General features: G+C 54.7%; 11 protein-coding genes and 2 tRNA genes. 5 read left to right on the top strand and 8 right to left on the bottom strand.

The annotated features are described in order from the left end of the window. Window positions 1-31: 31 nt before the first annotated feature. Together irp2 and ybtA are read right to left on the bottom strand one after the other, a co-directional pair. Window positions 32-6139 carry a yersiniabactin non-ribosomal peptide synthetase HMWP2 gene (gene irp2, locus BEB54_RS04315; protein WP_001403100.1) on the bottom strand — a complete coding sequence of 2036 codons (6108 nt, stop codon included), beginning with the start codon at window positions 6137-6139 and terminating at the stop codon, window positions 32-34. Window positions 6140-6329: 190 nt separating this feature from the next. Continuing rightward, window positions 6330-7289, bottom strand: coding sequence for a yersiniabactin transcriptional regulator YbtA (ybtA, locus tag BEB54_RS04310; RefSeq protein WP_000140405.1), 960 nt, complete (start codon window positions 7287-7289; stop codon window positions 6330-6332). Between the two features lie 256 nt (window positions 7290-7545). On the opposite strand from ybtA, the gene ybtP reads away from it, so the two are divergent. Genes ybtP through ybtS form a run of 4 tightly spaced genes read left to right on the top strand, consistent with a single transcriptional unit; the run spans window position 7546 to window position 13652 of the window. Next, window positions 7546-9258 carry a yersiniabactin ABC transporter ATP-binding/permease protein YbtP gene (gene ybtP, locus BEB54_RS04305; protein WP_001317926.1) on the top strand — a complete coding sequence of 571 codons (1713 nt, stop codon included), beginning with the start codon at window positions 7546-7548 and terminating at the stop codon, window positions 9256-9258. Further along, complete coding sequence (gene ybtQ / locus BEB54_RS04300; protein WP_105282138.1) at window positions 9245-11047, top strand: yersiniabactin ABC transporter ATP-binding/permease protein YbtQ; 1803 nt, start codon at window positions 9245-9247, stop codon at window positions 11045-11047. Before ybtP ends, ybtQ begins: the two co-directional genes overlap by 14 nt. Further along, window positions 11040-12320, top strand: a complete 1281-nt coding sequence (gene ybtX / locus BEB54_RS04295) for a yersiniabactin-associated zinc MFS transporter YbtX (RefSeq protein ID WP_001286292.1) — start codon at window positions 11040-11042, stop codon at window positions 12318-12320. The genes ybtQ and ybtX overlap by 8 nt, the downstream gene beginning before the upstream one ends. Window positions 12321-12347: 27 nt before the next feature. Continuing rightward, window positions 12348-13652 carry a yersiniabactin biosynthesis salicylate synthase Irp9/YbtS gene (ybtS, locus tag BEB54_RS04290; RefSeq protein WP_000703041.1) on the top strand — a complete coding sequence of 435 codons (1305 nt, stop codon included), beginning with the start codon at window positions 12348-12350 and terminating at the stop codon, window positions 13650-13652. A gap of 193 nt (window positions 13653-13845) precedes the next feature. Here the strand turns inward: ybtS and BEB54_RS04285 are convergent, their stop codons facing one another. The 3 genes from BEB54_RS04285 to mtfA form a co-directional block, all read right to left on the bottom strand. Continuing rightward, window positions 13846-15108, bottom strand: coding sequence for a tyrosine-type recombinase/integrase (locus BEB54_RS04285; RefSeq protein ID WP_001403099.1), 1263 nt, complete (start codon window positions 15106-15108; stop codon window positions 13846-13848). A 161-nt stretch (window positions 15109-15269) separates the two neighbouring features. Next, window positions 15270-15345 (bottom strand) — tRNA-Asn (locus tag BEB54_RS04280). Between the two features lie 100 nt (window positions 15346-15445). After that, window positions 15446-16243: a DgsA anti-repressor MtfA gene (gene mtfA, locus BEB54_RS04275; protein ID WP_001300801.1), complete on the bottom strand. Its 798-nt coding sequence runs from the start codon at window positions 16241-16243 to the stop codon at window positions 15446-15448. Window positions 16244-16336: 93 nt separating this feature from the next. Between mtfA and BEB54_RS04270 the strand changes: the two genes are divergently transcribed. Continuing rightward, a tRNA-Ser gene (locus BEB54_RS04270) sits at window positions 16337-16426 on the top strand. Window positions 16427-17095: 669 nt separating this feature from the next. On the opposite strand, the gene zinT is transcribed toward BEB54_RS04270, so the two are convergent. The 3 genes from zinT to msrP all read right to left on the bottom strand — a co-directional run bounded on the left by zinT (window position 17096) and on the right by msrP (window position 19643). Then, complete coding sequence (zinT, locus tag BEB54_RS04260; RefSeq protein WP_001007767.1) at window positions 17096-17746, bottom strand: metal-binding protein ZinT; 651 nt, start codon at window positions 17744-17746, stop codon at window positions 17096-17098. A 256-nt stretch (window positions 17747-18002) separates the two neighbouring features. Then, window positions 18003-18638, bottom strand: a complete 636-nt coding sequence (gene msrQ / locus BEB54_RS04255; RefSeq protein WP_001240090.1) for a protein-methionine-sulfoxide reductase heme-binding subunit MsrQ — start codon at window positions 18636-18638, stop codon at window positions 18003-18005. Beyond that, the gene (gene msrP / locus BEB54_RS04250; protein WP_000740111.1) at window positions 18639-19643 is read right to left on the bottom strand and encodes a protein-methionine-sulfoxide reductase catalytic subunit MsrP; all 1005 of its coding nucleotides are present in this window, start codon (window positions 19641-19643) and stop codon (window positions 18639-18641) included. Window positions 19644-19648 lie beyond the last annotated feature (5 nt).

The following is a 19648-nucleotide window of genomic DNA, read 5'->3' as shown; positions in this document are numbered from 1 at the left end:
GGCGTTCCGGGGAAAATCAGTTTGCTTCGCGCTATATCCGCCGCTGACGACGGCGAACAGGGCGAGGTCGTTGTGTTTTCTCCACCGTGGCGACGCCGGCCAGATAATCGGCCAGGGCAGCAGGAGAAGGGTGGGTGAAGAGGTCAAGCAACGTCAGGGTGGAAAATTCGTGACGTTGTAACAAAACGTGCAGTTGCACCAGATTCAGCGACGTTGCGCCCGCCTCAAAGAAGTTTTCTGCGGGCGTGACAGACTCGCCAACCACCTCGCGGAAGGCGTCGCAAATCAGGCTGACGGTGCTCTCGTCCGCCGCAATGTGTGGCTGAGAGTGCTCAGGGCATACGCGCGGTGAGCGCTCTGCGCATTGCCCTGCGTGTTTAACGGGAGGCACCAGCGCGGCGAGCGGCAGTTGCCAGCCGCTTTCATCCTCGGCCATTCGGTTTAGCAATGCGCAATACTGTTCAAACTGGCGCTCCACCTGCCCGGCAGGAAACAGCGCGGCGACAAAATCCCAGTTAAAGCGCAGTTCGCCTTCGGATTCATAAATCTGGTGATCGAGCCAGACCTGCGGCGTCTGGGAGATGCCCCAGACCGGTTTGAGCAGATTACGCCGGGCGAGGAAGTTATCCTGCTCAAAGCCCAGCGCGCTGGTAAAGACGACGGGCATCGGAACGGCTGGCACGTTTTGCCGTTGCGCCAGTTGACGCATCACGCGGATGGCTGACACATCGCGGTGGTTGAGGTTCTGGCTCAGCCGCTGCTGTAGTGACTGCGCGCTGTGCAGCCAGCTTTCGCCGGGATGCCAGCTCAGCAGCATCAGCGAGGTGAAATCGCCCAGAATCTGGTTGATTTGCGGGTGCAGCGGTCGCCTGTCGAAAAGCGTAAGGTTAAGCGTGAAGTCAGGCTGTGCACTCCATGCAGAGAGAACCGTTGACCACACCGACAACAGTACGGCCGACGGGGTGAGATGGGCGTCAGCCGCCCGTTTTTTCAGCCGATGCCAGCGCGTGCTGTCCAGTGCGCCGTTCAGGCGGGCGAAGCGCGGTGTTTCAACCTCCTGAGGCAAGCAGCGCAGCGGCAACGCAGGCGCCGGAGGAATATCATCAAGCTGCGCCTGCCACCATGCCAGAGAATCTGGATTGGGCGACTGTAGCGAGGGTTGTTGCAGATAATCCCTGAAGGTGACGGGCAGCGGCGGAAGCAGCTGTTGCGGGTAGCGGTAGCCGTGCTCCAGCTCCGCCAGCAGGATCTGCATGCTCAGACCGTCAAGCAACAGGTTATCCAGACACAGCCACAGGCGGGCAGGCATCCCGTCCACGTATCCGACCTGGAGATCGAATACCGGCCACACTTCGGGGTTGAGTACCTGATGCGCCAGTTTTTCGCGCACCCGCAACGCCTCTTCAGGCGTATGGAGGGTGTGTGCGGGTATCACCCAGGGGGGCGTCTGTTCGAGCACCTGTTGCTGTCCATCACGCACGATGGCGCGCAGCATATCGTGGCGGGCGATTAATCGGTTCCAGACCGTCTCCAGCCGGGTGAGGTCCAGATCGGCAATTTCAAATTCAACAAAGAAATGTGAGCCGACGCCGCCCAGGGCAAAGCCCGGCTGACGCCCCACCAGGTAAGCCTGCTGCACGTCGGTAAGCGCAAAGGGCTGGTAGCGATCTTCAAGGGAGTGGACGAATGGTTGTTCGACCGGGACGTCGGTTTTCCGCAGCGTGGCGGCAAAATCCGCCAGCCGGGGATGATTAAACAGGTCGCTTAATTGCGCTTCATAACCTGCCTGATGAAGTTGCCCGGTCAGACGGGTCGCCAGCAGGCTATCGCCGCCTTGCTGGAAGAAGTCGGTTTCTCTGGTGACATTGCCAGTTGATAAGAGTTGCTGCCAGAGGGCGGCAACCTGTTTTTCAATGTCGCCCTGGGGTAAATCCGCTTCGGCCGGGTTTTCCGCTTCAGGGGTATGACGACGCTTCAGCGCCTGGTAGTCAATTTTCCCGTTAGCTGTCAGCGGTAAGGCGTCGAGGAAGACGATCCGTTGCGGCACCATCCACCCCGGCAGACGCCCGGCGAGGGCGGCCTGAAGTTGACGGGGATCGCGGCGCACCTGCCTGTCAGGACATTGTACGAGGAAGCGTTGTAACCCCGCGACCTCATCGCCATGCTGACAGTTGAAGCCGGCCGCGCTAAATAATGCCGCCCAGTCGGCGCTGTTATGCAGCAAGGCCTCCGGCTGCCCATTGGTTAACAGGAGCGTGCTGAGTAGGGCGGACGGCGTTAACTGGCGAAACTCCATCACGTAGAGCAGCGCGCCGGGAACGGCAAGCTGTTGTAATGTCGCAAGGAGCCCGGGATCTTCCGGCAGCAGACGATGCAGGGCGTTATTAAGCCAGATAATGTCCGCCGAGTGAGCGTGCGCCGCCAGCGTGTCTGCATTCCAGAGGGACAGACGGGCGCCAGGCCAGGGGGCGAGCCTCTGCCGGGCGCTCAGCAGCATCTCCTGGCTCTGCTCAAGCCCGACATACTCAATCTGTCCGGCGTTGAGCTGTGCTAACAGCGATTCTGCGGCGCGGCCAGTGCGGGTTCCCACCTCAAGCAGGCGTACCGGGCGCTGTAAGCGCTGTGCAAGCTGTTGGCAAATTGTCGCCAGTTCCTGAATATACGGGGCGCTGGCCGGATGGTTAAAGGCCAGGCTTTCCGGCGACCACTGCGCGTCGTTCAGTAACGACAGTTCGTTACGGGCACCGCGAAGAATTTGCGATAACGTTAAATCATGTCCGCTGAAGTGCGGGTGCTCATCCTCGCGTTCTTCACCAGCGCAGACCTGATAACCTTCAGCAGCGGGCTTCAGTCGCCGTTGTGTCACCAGAAATGCTAACCAGCGTTCCACCACGGCCTGCCAGCGCGGCTGGATAGCGAGTGAGTTCATCAGGGGGAGAGGATCGGCGCCAGCGGTGTGACCCGGCTTCAGTTTTAGCAGGCGATGCTGAAGGAAATCGGCTACCTGTTCTGCGGAGATCTCTGGCGAGATGGCGCAACAGGGCAACGTTCCCGCAAGCGTGTGCCACGCCTGCGGCAGTGCCGGGTTCCGATGATCGGTAACGCAAAAAGCCTCGCCCTGAGGAACAACGTATGCCGCCAGCGTTTTTTCTTTTTCGCCGATCGCCAGAACGGTTGCTTGTTTCACCCCCACCAGCTGGCTGAGCGCGCTTTCGATTTCGCCCAGCTCGATGCGATATCCTCCGACTTTGACCTGCTTGTCGCGACGACCGAGGAACTCGATTGTGCCATCTGGCCAGTAGCAGCCGAGATCGCCGGTGCGATACCAGCGCTCGTCCGGGAGCGTCAAAAATTGCTGCTCGCTACGCAGGGGATCGTTGAAATAGCCTTCCGCGACCCCAATGCCGCCAATCCATAATTCACCCGGCACCCAGTCAGGGCAGTCCCGGCCCTGTTCATCCACCACCCGGTAGCGTTGGTTGGTTAGCGGAAAACCGTAAGGGATGGAGCGCCAGTGGGCGGGGACGTCGTGAATTTCGCAGGCGTTAGACCAGATAGACGCCTCGGTGGCGCCGCCCATCGCGATAAATTGTCCTTGTGGCCGGAAGGCCCGATAACGGGCGGGGAGGTCAAGCCCGATCCAGTCGCCGGAAAGCATCACTGCGCGCAGGTTTTCCGGCGTGGCGTCGGCGAAACCTTCACACCAGGTCAGCAGCATATCGAACAGCGCCGGGACGCTGTTCCAGAGCGTGACCTGATGGCGCTGGATCAGCTCACACCATGCGTGAGGATCGCGCCGTTGATTTTCCATCACCATCACCAGCGCGCCGCCCGCGCGCAGTACGCCAAAAATGTCGTAAACCGATAAATCAAAATGTAGGGCGGAGAGGGCCAGCACCCTGTCATGCGGGCCAACCTGATAGCGGGTATTGATATCGCAACAGGTGTTAAGCGCTCCCCGGTGAGAAATGACTACCCCTTTCGGCGTACCGGTAGAGCCGGAGGTGTAGATAATGTAGGCCGGTTGCGTGGGGGCGCGTACTACCGGGTTGGCGATCGGCTCCGCCTCAATGGCCTGCTGCCAGGCAAGGGCGGGAATATCGTCTGACCCGGCGCTGGCGTCGTGCTGACAAATGAGCACCAGCCGGACGCTGGCGTCAGCGTAGATTTTCTCGCGCCGTGCGGCAGGCTGATCCAGCGAAACCGGAACGTAAACCGCCCCGGCCAGCAGGACGGCCAGAACCGCAACAAGTTGTCCTGCGCCTTTCGACATCGTGATAGCCACATTATCGCCGGGCTGAACCCCGCACTCGATTAACCTGCCCGCGCAACGGTGGGCATAGTCTGTCAGCTCATGATAATTCCACTGATAACGCATGTCCGTTACCGCCAGCGCCTGCGGCTGTTGCAGAGCGATACGGAAAATGCCTTCATGCAGCAAGCCTTCGGGAATGGGGGCGCCGGTGGCGTTGACCCGTTCGCGTATCGCGCGCTGGCTGGCGGGCATCATATCTGCGAACGGCTTTTGCCAGGCGCTTTCGTCATCGCAGAGTTGGTTAATCAACTGGCAGTAGGCGTCGAACAATGTTTCGACTAACGCCGGAGGGAACAGCGCGTCGTTGCTGTCCCATTGTAGCCAGACCTCGCCGTGATGCTCGAACGCCAGATGATCTATCCAGACCTGCGGCGTTTGCGAGATGCCCCATTCCGGCTCGCCCAACGGCGATTCTGCGCGGCTGCTGTAGAGGGAACGCCCCAGATTGCTGGTAAATACCACCGGGGCGCCGTGGGGGTAGCGCTGCTGGCGTTTGAGTTCACGGAGTAATTCGACGCCGGACCAGTGGCGATGCTCCCAGTCCTCCGTAAACGTGAGCTGGTTTTTACGCGCCAGGTTGCTGACGGTATCGCCATCGCAGGCGGTATCCAGCAGAAGAATATTGGTGAAGTCGGCAAGCATCGCGCCAACCGCCGGTTGCAGCGGCTGGCGGTCGAATAAGGTGATGTTAAGCAGCAGACGCGTCAGGCCGCCCCAGCGAGCCAGCACGGCAGAAAAACAGGTCGCCAGTGCCATTGTCGGCGTCACGCCATACTCGCCGGCCCGGTTGCTAAAGGCGTGCCAGCGTGTTGCCGGGACAATCATGCGGCGTCGGGTATTACGGACTTCACGTAGCGTGGCGGGTTCGCAGGCCAGCGGCAAGACGGGCGCGGGGGGAAGCGTCGATGCTTTCGCCAGCCAGTAAGCGCGCGCGACGTCTCTCAGTGGTTGATTGATCTTCTGCTGGTGCAGCAAATACGAGCGGAAATCATAGCGGGTGTCGATAGCCGGCAGCGATTCTCCGGCCAGCAGGGCGTTAAGCTCATCGAAGAAAAGCGTAAAGCTGGAGGCATCCATAATCAGCAGGTCAATATTGACATGGAGGCGGTGGCGATTGTCCGGCAAGAGCGTCAGCTGAAAATCAAACGTTTCGCCGATTTCCACGCGTAAAAGACGGTGGCTCAGGCGCTGGCGCAGTGCGTCCAGATAGGCCTGGCGGCTTTCAGCGTCGTTATGGCGTAAATCATGAACGGTGACGCCGTTCCAGTAAGGTTGCGGTAGCCAGACCTGCTGCCCGTCGGGGCGAAAGGCGATATGCAGCATTGGGTGGCGTTGCAGCAAGGTCGTGATGGCCTGCTCCAGCTGCGACGCCGTCAGACAATGGCCTTCAAACTCCTGATACAGGTGGCAACCCACGCCGCCAAGCGTCTGCCCCGGCATGCGGCCCGTCAGGTAGGCGTGCTGTACTGGCGTCAATGGGAAGGGGGTACTTTCGGTCATGTTCGGCCAGGATGATTCGTCGGGCGGCGTTTCTTCTTCCGCGTTCTCCGGCGACCGGCTGAGCATTAACTGGTTCCATGCCGCCAGCGTGGGGGCGGCATACAGCTCGCGAAGGGTAAGGCGGTAGCCATTTTTACGAAACCAGTGTAACCATCTCATCAATCTTATGGAATCCAGGCCGGCCTGGATCAGGTTGCTCTCTTCATGTAACTGCTGCGGCGTTAAATTCAGTTCCTGTATGAGCCGCTCGCGTAATTGTTGGTAATCAGCCGCGTGGCGGTTGTCCGGTAACAGCGAATCCTGAGATGGTGCGCCAGAAATCATTCTTCCTCCTGATGGCACGTCTTACCGAAAAGCATTACTAATATGAGAATAATAATTATTAACAATTGGATGCTACCCGAAACGGGTTTATTTATGCCCGTTTCGGGTTGGTAACAGGCGGAAAGAACAGAGGCCCGGATGGGGTATCCGGGCCTCTGTCAGGGAGGAGTTTAGGGGGGCGCGACCCCGGTTACATCCCGCGTTTAAAGGTCGAAGGAGTTACGCCAAACTGTTTCTGGAAGGCGGCAGAGAAATGGCTGGCGTTGGCATAGCCCAGATCGGCCGCCACCGTCATGACGGAGGTATTGCCGTTGGCCAGGCGTCTTCTGGCTTCCTGCATTCGTTCAGCCTGAAACAGGCCATAGACGCTGTTGTTGAACAGAACGCGGAAGCCTCGCTTAATTTTGAGAACGCTCAGACCGGACTCTCTGGCCAGCTCCGCGACGCCCGGCGCTTGCGTCAGATCAGCCAGCAGCAGATCCTTCGCCCGCAGCAGTTTCTGGCGTTCCATCGGGTTGAAGTGGCAGGAGAGGCAACTGGCGTCTTCGCGATGTTCATCCAGCACCAGACTGAGCATGACCAGACTTTGCCCCTGCAACCATAGCGTCGACGGCTTTTGTTCATGACTGAAGCCGCCGTGCATGCGCATCAGCGCGTGACGCAAGGCCTGAGCCGTTAAGTGGGTTTCAGCATTACAACGCTGCTGCTGGCAACAGCAGTGGGAGTCGATCTTATTCTTAATGACCGCGCTAATATCCGGCACCCACAGCGCGAGGGTTTCAGGGCTGAAGGAGAGGGTAATGCTCTCGAATCGGCCACAATAGGAGGCGCTGCCGCGACAGTCTGGCGTATGGGTAATGTAATGGCGATTGCGCGCAAGCTCCCAGTCGGTGTGGCGCCGGAGTCCCTGAATCGCAAAGCGCGATGTGCCTTCCAGGATGCACGAGAAGTTAATCCTGCCCAGATCGTCGTGTAGCTGCAACGTCTCTGGCCGCGCAAAATGGCCCCTCCAGAGCAAAATATCCATACCTTCCTGCAACGAACAGCGCAGCAGTTCACACTGAGCAGGAATATTGCCATCGTTTGCAGGTTTCCCGACCACCAACTGGTGAATAGAGATTTCAGATTGCGTTTGCGGTGACTCCGTCATGACCTGGTTATCTCCCTGTGGCTTAGACCAATGCGGGTATAAATAGAACCGAATGGGGTAGATGAGTTATTGATAATGGTTATTATTCACATTAATTCTCAGAACGCCACCCTGAATTGTCGTTTTTGGCGTCCGTAAAAATTCATCAGGAAATTCAGTTACTCCCATGTCATCTCAATCATCCAATACTGAATCGCTGTCCCGATTTCCTCTCTGGCAGGTGATTACACCGGTTCGCAGGAAGGTTATTTTAGCTATGGCGCTGGCGGGGCTGGCGGCATTAACCAGCCTGGGGGCGCTCCTTTTTCTGGCGTGGAGCCTGCGTGACATTCGCGCGACGCCTGACGCTATTCCGGCCTGGCCGCTGGGCGGCGTGATCGGCTGCGTGGTCTTAACTTTTGTTCTGCGCTTACAGGCGTTCAACACCTCTCATTACGCGGCTTTTCATCTGGAGAACATTCTGCGCAGCAGGTTAGCCCGTAAAGCATTGCAGCTTCCGCCTGGCGTGTTACAGCAAATGGGCAGCGGGTCAGTGGCGAAAGTGATGCTGGATGACGTGAAGTCGTTACATATTTTTGTGGCCGACAGCACGCCGCTCTATGCCCGCGCGATCATCATGCCGCTGGCGACAATCGTTATCTTGTTCTGGCTGGACTGGCGGCTGGCAATCGCGACGCTGGGGGTACTGGCGTTTGGATCGGTTATTCTCGTGCTCGCCCGCCAGCGTTCGGAAAATATGGCTCAGCGTTATCATAAGGCGCGCGAGCAGGTTAGCGCGGCGGTTATTGAGTTCGTGCAGGCCATGCCCGTGGTGAGAACGTTTGATAGCGGCAGCACCAGTTTTTTGCGCTATCAACGCGCCCTTGAAGAGTGGGTCGATGTGCTCAAAACCTGGTATCGCAAAGCCGGTTTTTCAGCGCGTTTTTCCTTCTCGATTCTGAATCCTCTCCCGACCCTGTTTGTCCTGATCTGGTCGGGATACGGCCTGTTGCACTATGGCAGTTTCGATTTTATCGCGTGGGTGGCCGTTTTACTGCTGGGCAGCGGAATGGCCGAAGCCGTAATGCCAATGATGATGCTCAATAACCTGGTCGCGCAAACGCGTTTAAGCATTCAGCGTATTTATCAGGTTCTCGCGATGCCGGAGTTATCGCTGCCGCAGTCTGACCAGCAGCCGCAAGAGGCGAGCATTACCTTTGAGCAGGTGAGCTTTCATTATCCGCAAGCGCGTACTGGCGCCGCGTTGCAGGAGGTGAGCTTTCATGTGCCTGCCGGGCAAATTGTGGCGCTGGTCGGGCCAAGCGGCGCCGGAAAAAGCACCGTGGCGCGCTTGCTGCTGCGTTACGCCGACCCGGACAAAGGCCATATCCGTATTGGCGGCGTGGATCTGCGTGATATGCAGACGGACACCCTGATGAAGCAACTCTCGTTTGTGTTTCAGGACAACTTCCTTTTTGCCGACACGATAGCCAATAACATTCGTCTGGGCGCGCCGGATACGCCGCTGGAGGCGGTTATAGCGGCGGCCAGAGTGGCGCAGGCCCATGATTTTATTAGCGCTCTGCCAGAAGGTTACAACACTCGAGTCGGGGAACGTGGGGTATTTCTCTCCGGCGGCCAGCGGCAGCGCATTACTATCGCCCGGGCGCTTTTGCAGGATCGCCCCATCCTGGTGCTCGATGAGGCGACGGCGTTTGCTGACCCGGAAAACGAAGCGGCGCTTATCAAGGCGCTCGCGGCGGCCATGCGTGGCCGGACGGTCATCATGGTCGCGCATCGTCTCTCAATGGTGACTCAGGCCGATGTGATATTGCTGTTTTCCGACGGACAGCTCAGGGAAATGGGGAACCATACGCAACTGTTGGCGCAGGGCGGCCTGTATCAACGGCTCTGGCAACACTATCAGCAGGCGCAGCATTGGGTGCCGGGTGGAACACAGGAAGAGGTGGTGGAAAATGAAAGACAATAATCCTGCGGATAACCTGGCCTGGCGCGTCATCTGGCGCCAGCTTATCTCCAGCGTTGGCAGTCAGGCCAGGATGCTGCGACGCAGTATGCTGGCGCTGTTGCTGGCGGCATTCATGCAGGGGATCGCCTTTGCCTCTCTTTATCCGATCATTGATGCGCTGTTACGGGGAGACGCGCCGCAACTTCTTAACTGGGCTATGGCCTTCAGCGTCGCCGCAATTGTGACGCTGGTGCTACGCTGGTATGGCCTGGGCTTTGAATACCGTGGTCATCTGGCGCAGGCTACCCATGAGTTGCGCCTGCGACTTGGCGAGCAGTTACGCCGCGTGCCGCTGGAGAAGCTCCAGCGCGGCAGGGCGGGTGAAATGAACGCCTTGCTGCTGGGCAGCGTGGATGAAAACCTCAATTATGTTATTGCGATAGCCAATATTTTGCTGCTCACCATTGTCACGCCGCTGACGGCGTCGCTGGCGACATTGTGGATAGACTGGCGGCTGGGGCTGGTGATGTTGCTGATCTTCCCTCTGCTGGTGCCGTTTTATTACTGGCGCCGCCCGGCGATGCGGCGACAAATGCAGACGCTGGGGGAAGCGCACCAGCGTCTGAGCGGCGATATCGTTGAATTTGCTCAGGGGATGATGGTATTGCGCACCTGCGGCAGCGATGCCGATAAAAGCCGGGCGCTGCTGGCGCATTTCAATGCGCTGGAAAACTTACAGACCCGCACTCACCGTCAGGGCGCTGGCGCAACGATGCTGATCGCCAGCGTCGTGGAGTTGGGCCTACAGGTGGTGGTGTTATCCGGGATCGTCTGGGTAGTGACGGGCACTCTGAACCTCGCCTTTTTGATTGCCGCCGTCGCGATGATTATGCGCTTCGCAGAACCGATGGCGATGTTTATCAGCTACACCTCGGTTGTGGAACTGATTGCCAGCGCCCTGCAACGGATTGAGCAGTTTATGGCGATAGCACCGCTTCCCGTCGCAGAGCAAAGCGAGATGCCGGAACGTTACGATATCCGCTTTGACAACGTCAGCTATCGCTACGAAGAAGGCGACGGCTACGCGCTTAATCATGTTTCTTTGACGTTCCCGGCAGCCAGTATGAGCGCGCTGGTGGGTGCCTCCGGCGCAGGCAAAACTACGGTCACCAAACTGTTAATGCGCTATGCCGATCCGCAGCAAGGGCAGATTTCTATTGGCGGCGTCGATATTCGCCGCCTGACGCCGGAACAGCTCAATAGCCTGATTTCTGTTGTTTTCCAGGATGTCTGGCTGTTTGATGACACGCTGCTGGCGAATATCCGTATCGCGCGCCCACAGGCGACGCGGCAGGAGGTAGAAGAGGCCGCCCGCGCGGCGCAGTGCCTTGAGTTTATTTCCCGTCTTCCGCAAGGCTGGCTGACGCCAATGGGAGAGATGGGCGGCCAGCTATCGGGCGGCGAGCGCCAGCGGATTTCCATTGCCAGAGCGTTATTGAAAAACGCGCCGGTCGTCATTCTCGATGAACCGACTGCCGCGCTGGATATTGAAAGCGAGCTGGCGGTGCAAAAAGCGATCGATAACCTGGTTCACAACCGGACGGTGATTATCATCGCTCACCGTTTATCCACCATCGCCGGGGCCGGAAACATTCTGGTGATGGAAGAGGGACAGGTGGTTGAGCAGGGTACTCATGCGCAATTGCTCTCACATCATGGACGTTATCAGGCGCTGTGGCAGGCGCAAATGGCCGCGCGCGTGTGGCGCGACGACGGGGTTTCCGCGTCTGGAGAGTGGGTGCATGAGTGATGTTCAGTCGAATGTGAAACCGCTGACGTTGACGACCGGGCGGGTGATTTTTGCTATTGCCGGCGTCTATGTGACGCAGAGTCTGGTATCGGCGCTGTCTATGCAGTCCTTACCCGCGCTGGTGCGCGCTGCTGGCGGTTCGCTGGCGCTTGCCGGTGCGACAACCCTGTTTATGCTGCCCTGGGCGCTGAAGTTTATTTGGGCGCCGTGGATCGAGCGCTGGCGGCTTCCGCCCGGTAGCCAGGAACGCCGTTCCCGCATGTTAATCCTGCGTGGTCAGGTCGCGCTAGCGGCGATCCTGACTATTGTCGCAGCGATTGGCTGGTTTGGGCGAGAAGGGGGATTCCCCGATACGCAAATCGTCGCGTTATTTGTTCTGTTTATGGTGGCAGGCACGGTCGCCTCCACCATTGATATCGCCAGCGACGGCTTTTGTGTCGATCAACTGACCCGCACGGGTTACGGCTGGGGAAACAGCGTGCAGGTCGGCGGCAGCTATCTGGGAATGATGTGCGGCGGCGGGGTGTTCCTGATGCTGTCGGCGGCATCCGGCTGGCCTGTCGCCATGCTGATGATGGCGGTGCTGATTATGGCGCTGTCACTCCCGCTGTGGCGCATTACGGAGCCGACGCGAACAGCGACTATCCCGCATGTTCCGGCGTTAGGTTATGCGCTAAGGAGGAAGCAGGCTCGCCTGGGCTTACTGCTGGTATTGATGCTGAATTCAGGCATGCGGTTTGTGCTGCCTCTTCTGGCACCGCTGTTGTTGGATCATGGGTTGAGCATGTCCGCATTGGGCGCGCTGTTCAGCGGCGGCAATATTGCAGCGGGCATAGCAGGAACGCTGGCCGGCGGATTGCTGATGAAATACACCTCACCCGGCAGAGCGCTGTTGACGGCTTATGGCGTCCAGGGGATCGCGCTGCTGGCGGTGGTGATGACTCTCATGATGGCGCCGGGTCATCTGCTGCTGCAGATTCTCCAGTGTCTGGTCCTTGTCCAGTCCATTTCGCTGGCCTGCGCGCTGGTCTGTCTTTACGCCACGCTGATGTCGCTTTCATCGCCTTTGCAGGCCGGTGTCGACTTCACCCTCTTTCAATGTACTGATGCGGCAATCGCCATTCTGGCAGGCGTTATCGGTGGCGTTGTTGCTCAACATTTTGGCTATGCGGCCTGCTTCCTGTTTGCCGGGGCATTCACGTTGCTGGCGGCGTGGGTTGCTTATATCCGGCTGCATTCGGCAAGAGAACTGATGACAAGCGCAATTGATTGATCCGGGAATAACACAGAGAGGTAAGGGATGAAAATCAGTGAATTTCTACATCTGGCGTTACCAGAGGAACAATGGCTACCGACGATTTCTGGCGTTTTACGCCAGTTCGCAGAAGAAGAGTGTTATGTCTATGAGCGTCAACCCTGTTGGTATTTAGGCAAAGGGTGCCAGGCACGGCTGCACATTAATGCCGACGGAACGCAGGCGACATTTATTGATGATGCCGGGGAGCAAAAATGGGCGGTGGATTCCATTGCCGACTGCGCGCGTCGTTTTATGGCGCATCCTCAGGTGAAAGGACGTCGGGTATATGGACAGGTTGGGTTCAACTTTGCGGCGCATGCGCGGGGGATTGCCTTTAACGCCGGGGAGTGGCCGCTGCTGACGTTAACCGTTCCCCGTGAAGAACTTATTTTTGAAAAGGGAAATGTCACCGTTTATGCGGACTCCGCCGACGGGTGCCGACGTTTGTGCGAGTGGGTAAAAGAGGCCGGTACAACGACGCAGAACGCACCACTGGCGGTGGATACCGCCCTCAATGGTGAGGCATATAAACAACAGGTTGCGCGCGCCGTTGCGGAGATCCGCCGTGGCGAGTATGTCAAAGTGATTGTCTCGCGCGCCATTCCCCTGCCATCGCGGATTGATATGCCCGCCACGCTGTTATACGGGCGGCAGGCAAACACGCCTGTGCGCTCGTTTATGTTCCGTCAGGAAGGACGCGAAGCGCTGGGCTTTAGCCCGGAACTGGTGATGTCAGTGACGGGCAATAAAGTGGTCACTGAACCGCTTGCGGGCACCCGCGATCGCATGGGAAACCCGGAGCATAATAAGGCGAAAGAGGCAGAACTGCTGCACGACAGTAAAGAGGTGCTTGAGCATATCCTTTCTGTCAAAGAAGCTATTGCTGAACTGGAGGCTGTTTGCCAGCCGGGCAGCGTGGTGGTTGAAGATTTAATGTCGGTTCGCCAGCGCGGCAGCGTTCAGCATCTGGGGTCTGGCGTGAGCGGTCAGCTTTCGGAAAACAAGGATGCCTGGGATGCGTTTACCGTGCTGTTTCCGTCGATTACCGCCTCAGGTATCCCTAAAAATGCTGCTCTGAACGCGATTATGCAAATTGAGAAGACGCCGCGAGAGCTTTATTCCGGCGCAATCCTGCTGCTGGACGATACGCGCTTTGATGCGGCGCTAGTTCTGCGTTCCGTATTTCAGGATAGCCAGCGCAGCTGGATACAGGCGGGGGCGGGAATCATCGCGCAATCTACGCCGGAACGCGAACTGACAGAAACCCGGGAGAAATTAGCGAGCATTGCGCCCTATTTAATGGTGTAGGAGTAACTGTTTTCTAACCTCACAACCAGACTGTCCAAAGACAATTGAGTCGCTCTTTGATTCCTCTGTGACTCTATTGTCTTCTTTTGGGATAAAATAGGTGTTTTTCGTCATGAAGTTGATAAAAGTCTATATAGAACCACCTCCTGTGGAGGTGGTGGTAATTTGCCAGAGTGAGGGATTCGTTAGTATACTATGGGATAAACTTATTTTTACCAATTGTATAAGGCGGTGCATAAGATTCTCGGCATGCTTCCAGATAATCCGACCACCACTGCATCATCGCTTTGCGGGCTTCTAGGTGCTCTGCCTTATGAATATAAGCCATGCGCACGGTATTGCGCTCCTGATGACTCATCTGGCGTTCTACTGCGTCCTTTGCCCATAAACCCGATTCCATCAGCGCACTGCATGCCATTGCCCGGAAGCCGTGACCGCAGATATCCTTTTTCGTGTCGTAACCCATCACCCGCAGTGCCTTATTGACCGTGTTTTCACACATTGGCTTATACGGGTTATGGTCGCCGGGGAAGATCAGTTCATTATTACCGGTGATATCCTTAATCTGTTTCAGAATGGCGATGGACTGTTCTGAGAGGGGGACGATATGCGGCATTCGCATTTTTGCCCCGCGGCCGGAATAACGCACGCCAATAATGGGTTCTCGCGTCGCGGGTATCGTCCAGACTCGGTTTGTGAAATCAATCTCTGACCAGCGGGCGAAACGCAGTTCACTGGAGCGAATGAACACATGCAGCATCAGCAGAACGGCATGCCGGGTCAGTTCACGGCCCTGATGATATGCCCCAATACGTTCAAGCAGTTCAGGCAGCTGCTCCAGCGGCAGGGCAGGATAGTGCCGTCTGACAGGAGGTGTGGTCACGCCGCCAAGGTTTGCTGCAGGGTTCGTATCGATTAACTCCTGATGGACCGCATGGCGCATTATGTTACTCAGGTGCTGCCGTGTGCGGGACGCAACCTCCAGCAGACCTTTTTCCTCGATCCCTTTCAGCAGGTCAATGAAATGACGGGGTTTAAGTTCTGATACAGGTAGGTTCCCGATGACCGGAAAGATGTGATTGTTCAGGCTGGCAAGCAGACGGTCGGCGGTGTTCTGCGACCATTTCCTGTTACTTTTATGCCACGCCAGCGCCAAGTTTTTAAAAACTTTCTCCGGTGTTCGTGAGCCACGTTCAGCAGCCCGCTGCTGTACCGGGTTGATATTCAGCGCCAGCATTTTACGGATACCTTCACGTTGCTGTCGCGCATCAGACAGGGAGATGGCTTGATAGGCACCCAGCGCAATGCGGGATTCTTTACCGCTAATACGGTATTTGAGATACCAGTGGCGGGAGCCACCCGGCTTGACCAGCAGATACAGACCGTGAGAATCGGAGACTTTAAAGGGTTTATCAGAAGGCTTGAGGGTGCGGATTTTTGCGTCGGTAAGGAACATATGGGGGGCACTCCATTATCGAACTAACCTGACCCCAGATTTGACCACCAATTTTTCCCGATGCGTAGGGTAAAATCAAAATGCACCGAGAAGAGTTTTCACACTAACCTGTTGAATCAACATCAGATAAAGATTTGCAAGGATGCATGAAAACAGAAAATTGGCTCCTCTGACTGGACTCGAACCAGTGACATACGGATTAACAGTCCGCCGTTCTACCGACTGAACTACAGAGGAATCGTGTGAACGGAGCGCATATTACTTAGCGGTACCTTGTCTGTCAACACTAAATTTCATAAGCCATTTCAATTGGTTAATTAATCTGCAAAGTTGTTAATTAATGAACATTCGTCGCCGAAAACGAGTCTGTATCATTAGCGTGATGCAGTCTCTGCAAAGGATCTTGTTGATAAAATTGACAGAAACGTTGCCACAATGAAGGGAAACGAGGAGCAAAAAGTTCTGGGGCGCTAAAGAAATATTCAGAAAGTACGGCAAAACATTCAGCAGGATCACTGGCAGCATAAGCATCAATGCTCGCCGCATTCTCACCAACTAATTCGATTTCTTCCTGAATGTTGTTCATTGCAGCATGAAGATCGTGTTCCCAGCCAGCAACCTCACGCAACGAAATAAAGGGAACTCCGCTGGCGCGATCGCCGTTACGGGTGTCCAGCTTATGAGCGACTTCATGAATAATCAGGTTAAAACCAGATGCATCAAAAGAATCTTGTATATCCAACCAGTTCAAAACGATAGGCCCTTGCTGCCAGCTCTGACCTGACTGAACAATACGTTGGTTATGCACCAGACCGATATCGTCTTCCCATTCATCATCGACCACAAATGGCGCAGGATAAATTAAGACTTCATGAAAACCATCCAGCCATTCCAGTCCTAACTCCAGAACGGGTAGGCAAAATAGAAGTGCTATCCGGCAGCTTCTTAATGAATCCAGTTCAAAGCCCTGTAAAGGAACAAGCCGCTTTTGCTGTAAAAAACGTTCGGCAAGAGTGACTAATTTGCTTTGTTCCTGTTCCGTCAGACCCGTTAAAAGGGGGATCGATAGTGCTTCCTGCCAGGGAAGGGCAGTTTGATGTGCTGATTCTTGTACTTTCCAGGGCCACTTAATCATCGTTTTGCTCGCAAACTCGTCACTTGAACAAAATTGCACGGACAGGGACTGTTAAAATGCCAAATTTCCTGACATCATGGCAACCATCTGAACGGAGAGATGCCGGAGCGGCTGAACGGACCGGTCTCGAAAACCGGAGTAGGGGCAACTCTACCGGGGGTTCAAATCCCCCTCTCTCCGCCACTTTATCAATGACTTATCTCCTGACTTCCCGCCTTGCTTTTCCTAAACAGAACAATCGTAGAATATTCTTGAAGGGTTAGATCGTCACTGTTTTCTGTTCGATACTGTGACATTCAGCACTTGATTCGCTATGGAGCTGACAGGAAGGTTTCGAGCGAAAATCTACAGTTATTCAGTCGTTTTCTTATCGGTCACCATTATTCTTTTAGACATTGATCCTATGAAACTGCCGCAAAGTTGCTGGCGGGAACTGAAGTTGCGTAGAGAAGGGGTCAATAATTGAGTCAAAAAAGGAACGCGGCCGTCAGATTAAAGCCGCGGGACAAAGTCCATAATTTCCAAGAGTTGTTGAATTTCCCAGCTTTTTTGAAAGCCTTTGTATCATACTAACAAGTAAAAAAGGTTTAAACACCAAAATTAACCTATATTTCTGGTTAGCTTTACCATGACAGATGACTTGCTCCTGGAAACATTTGTGCTGCCAGTCTGTATGGCTGAGTTGTGTATTTATTGTTCGCCTTTTTCGCATTTTTTTTCTACAGACATAATAAAAAAGACACGACTCAAGTATGAGCGTGTCTGAGTTTGTCTTACTTATTTGTCTTGGCAAATTATTGTTGTTACTACCAGGCACTGTTCTGTTAAATAACTGAAGTCAGCGCAAAAAAATCAATGAGACATCATCTCCTCGACCACTTCTTCGCTACTCAACTGATAGGGATAATACGTTGGCCAGTTTTCCATTTCATTCAATAAAGACTGTTGGGAATCATTACCCATAAAAATGTGAAAATGAGATGATTTTCGTGGTGCAATTATATGATCGCTAAATTGTATATATTTAGGGGCTTTGCTTTCAGGATCTTTACATTCGAATAAGTAACGAACGCCTTTCTTGCCTGATTTATAGGTGAGTATTTTGTATCCATCGTAATCATATTTACAGGATGTTGTTTCATTATTTCTATGGAATTCGACAATGCCGTCCTCAATGCCAATCATCTCGATGTCTGTCACATAACCTTTGCGATAATAATCTTTAATTTCAGCAAATGTTTTGGTTTTATCTGCATCCGCTTTCTTCTGAAAGACGGGGTCAAGTTTGCCACTTTGCAGTAAAGGATAAACGGATTGCCAGACTCCATCCCAGTCACTGAGCGTTCGGTTTTGTACATTGGCATCATCAAAAACACCATTAGCAGCTTTTTGTTCGACCTCTGTTAAGGGTTTGCCGTGTGAGTGATGACCATGCGAAAAGGCAGGAGCGCTAACAATAAAGACACCTAAAGCAACAGCCAGTTTATGAAGACGAATCGCCAAAACAGTTTCCTCCAGAGTTAATGTATATGATGTGTAATGTTATATTGTAACATATAACAAAATGCAACAACTCTTAGGAGACAAGAGAATAGTTCTCTCAGGTGTGCTTATCTATCTTATTGAAATAAAATAAATTATGTCGATGATTTGAGGTTGATGACAAACGAAACATAACTTGATGTGATCTGCGTAGGCCGGATAGGGCGCTCGCGCCGCATCCGGCAGGGATAACGCGTACTTTGTCGGCAATATGAAGTTATACAGATAATTTGTTGTGAACCTGCTTGCGTAAACGGTTAAAAAGGGAAAGCAACTTCTTATACCGTAAGGCTAAAAGCAGTACCGCCAGCCCAGCGTAGATGAGTGGCTGCGGTGAAATAATCTTCACTGACCACAAATAATGTATTGGGGCCAGGATCGCGACAAGATAGACGAAGTTATGCAACTGTTGCCAGTGTTTACCGAGTTTTCGCTGCATCGCCTGGGTTGAAGTGAACGCTAACGCAAGCAAAATTACCCAGCTGATAATACCTAACGTTAAATAAGGCCGGGTAATTAACTCCTTACCTAATAACGCCAGATTATTCACGCCCAGCTCCAGCAATGCGTAACTGGTTAAATGCAGTGTCGCCCAGGCAAAGCACCATAAGCCTAACAGGCGGCGAGTGCGTATCAATAACGGCTGTTTTGCGTAGCGTGCCAGAGGTGTGATTAACAAGGTCGCCAGCAAAAATTTCAGTGCAGTGCGACCAGTAAAATGCTGAATATCTTTCACCGGATCGGCACCCAATCCACCGTGATTAATCGCCCAGACCAGCCAGAGAAACGGCAACAATCCGGCAAGATGCAGGCAAACTTTCAGCCATGTCACCTGTTTTGCTGTCAGACGCATTTAGAAATTCTCCCGCAAATCCAGGCCACGATACAGCGATGCCACCTGCTCGGCGTAACCATTAAACAGTAGCGTTGGCTGGCGCTGTACATCGAGGATGCCGCCTGAACCAATAAATCGTTCGGTAGCCTGTGACCAGCGCGGGTGATCAACATGCGGATTAACGTTGGCGTAAAAACCGTATTCGTCAGGCGCTGCCAGATTCCAGGTGGTTGGCGGACGCTCGCGGGTCAGCTTAATACTGACTATCGATTTAATCCCTTTAAAGCCATATTTCCACGGCACAATCAGTCGCACCGGCGCGCCATTTTGTGGCGGTAACGCCTTGCCATAAACACCCACGGTCATCAGTGTGAGCGGATGCATTGCTTCGTCGAGACGCAATCCTTCGACATAAGGATATTTCAGCCCGCCACCGATAAAGCGGTCCTGCTGGCCTGGCATTTGTTCCGGTGCATAAATTGTTTCGAAAGCGACATACTTCGCATTGCTGGTGGGTTCGGCAAGCGCCAGCAATTTGTGCAGCGGAAAACCAATCCACGGCACCACCATCGACCATGCTTCCACGCAGCGCATACGATAAATACGCTCTTCCAGCGGAAAGCGACGGGTTAAATCATCGTGATCGAGGGTCAATGGTTTTGCCACTTCGCCGCTGATTTTCAGTGTCCATGGATCGGTTTTCAGGCTACCAGCATTAGCGGCGGGATCGGCTTTATCCAGCCCGAATTCATAGAAGTTGTTATAACCGGAGACTTTATCTGCTGGCGTCAGTGGCAGGTCATTTTGCCAGGCGGCAGGCTTGCTGAACTCCAACGGTTTTCCGGCGGGGGCGGGTGGGCGATCATTCCCTTTAAACCAGCTAAGCAGATCGGCATGCGCAGCGTGAGGCAAAGAAAGTGCAGCCGCGCTGATGCCCAGTGCTTTTAACACCTGCCGACGCGTCATAAAGAATACCGACTCGGCCGTAACATCTGATTCTTTTAAAAATTGATTCTTTTTCATAAGCC

It is taken from the genome of Escherichia sp. MOD1-EC6021 (assembly GCF_002965245.1).
Classification (GTDB): Bacteria; Pseudomonadota; Gammaproteobacteria; order Enterobacterales; family Enterobacteriaceae; genus Escherichia; species Escherichia coli_F.
Note: the sequence above shows the minus strand (reverse complement) of the source record. Positions and strands in the feature narration are given on the sequence as shown.

Bases quoted from the DNA above. Each gene is read 5' to 3' on its own strand.
- irp2 (WP_001403100.1), bottom strand. From the start codon at position 6,139: ATGATTTCTGGCGCACCATCTCAGGATTCGCTGTTACCGGACAACCGC.
- ybtA (WP_000140405.1), bottom strand. From the start codon at position 7,289: ATGACGGAGTCACCGCAAACGCAATCTGAAATCTCTATTCACCAGTTG.
- ybtP (WP_001317926.1), top strand. From the start codon at position 7,546: ATGGCGCTGGCGGGGCTGGCGGCATTAACCAGCCTGGGGGCGCTCCTT.
- ybtQ (WP_105282138.1), top strand. From the start codon at position 9,245: ATGAAAGACAATAATCCTGCGGATAACCTGGCCTGGCGCGTCATCTGG.
- ybtX (WP_001286292.1), top strand. From the start codon at position 11,040: ATGAGTGATGTTCAGTCGAATGTGAAACCGCTGACGTTGACGACCGGG.
- ybtS (WP_000703041.1), top strand. From the start codon at position 12,348: ATGAAAATCAGTGAATTTCTACATCTGGCGTTACCAGAGGAACAATGG.
- BEB54_RS04285 (WP_001403099.1), bottom strand. From the start codon at position 15,108: ATGTTCCTTACCGACGCAAAAATCCGCACCCTCAAGCCTTCTGATAAA.
- mtfA (WP_001300801.1), bottom strand. From the start codon at position 16,243: ATGATTAAGTGGCCCTGGAAAGTACAAGAATCAGCACATCAAACTGCC.
- msrQ (WP_001240090.1), bottom strand. From the start codon at position 18,638: ATGCGTCTGACAGCAAAACAGGTGACATGGCTGAAAGTTTGCCTGCAT.
- msrP (WP_000740111.1), bottom strand. From the start codon at position 19,643: ATGAAAAAGAATCAATTTTTAAAAGAATCAGATGTTACGGCCGAGTCG.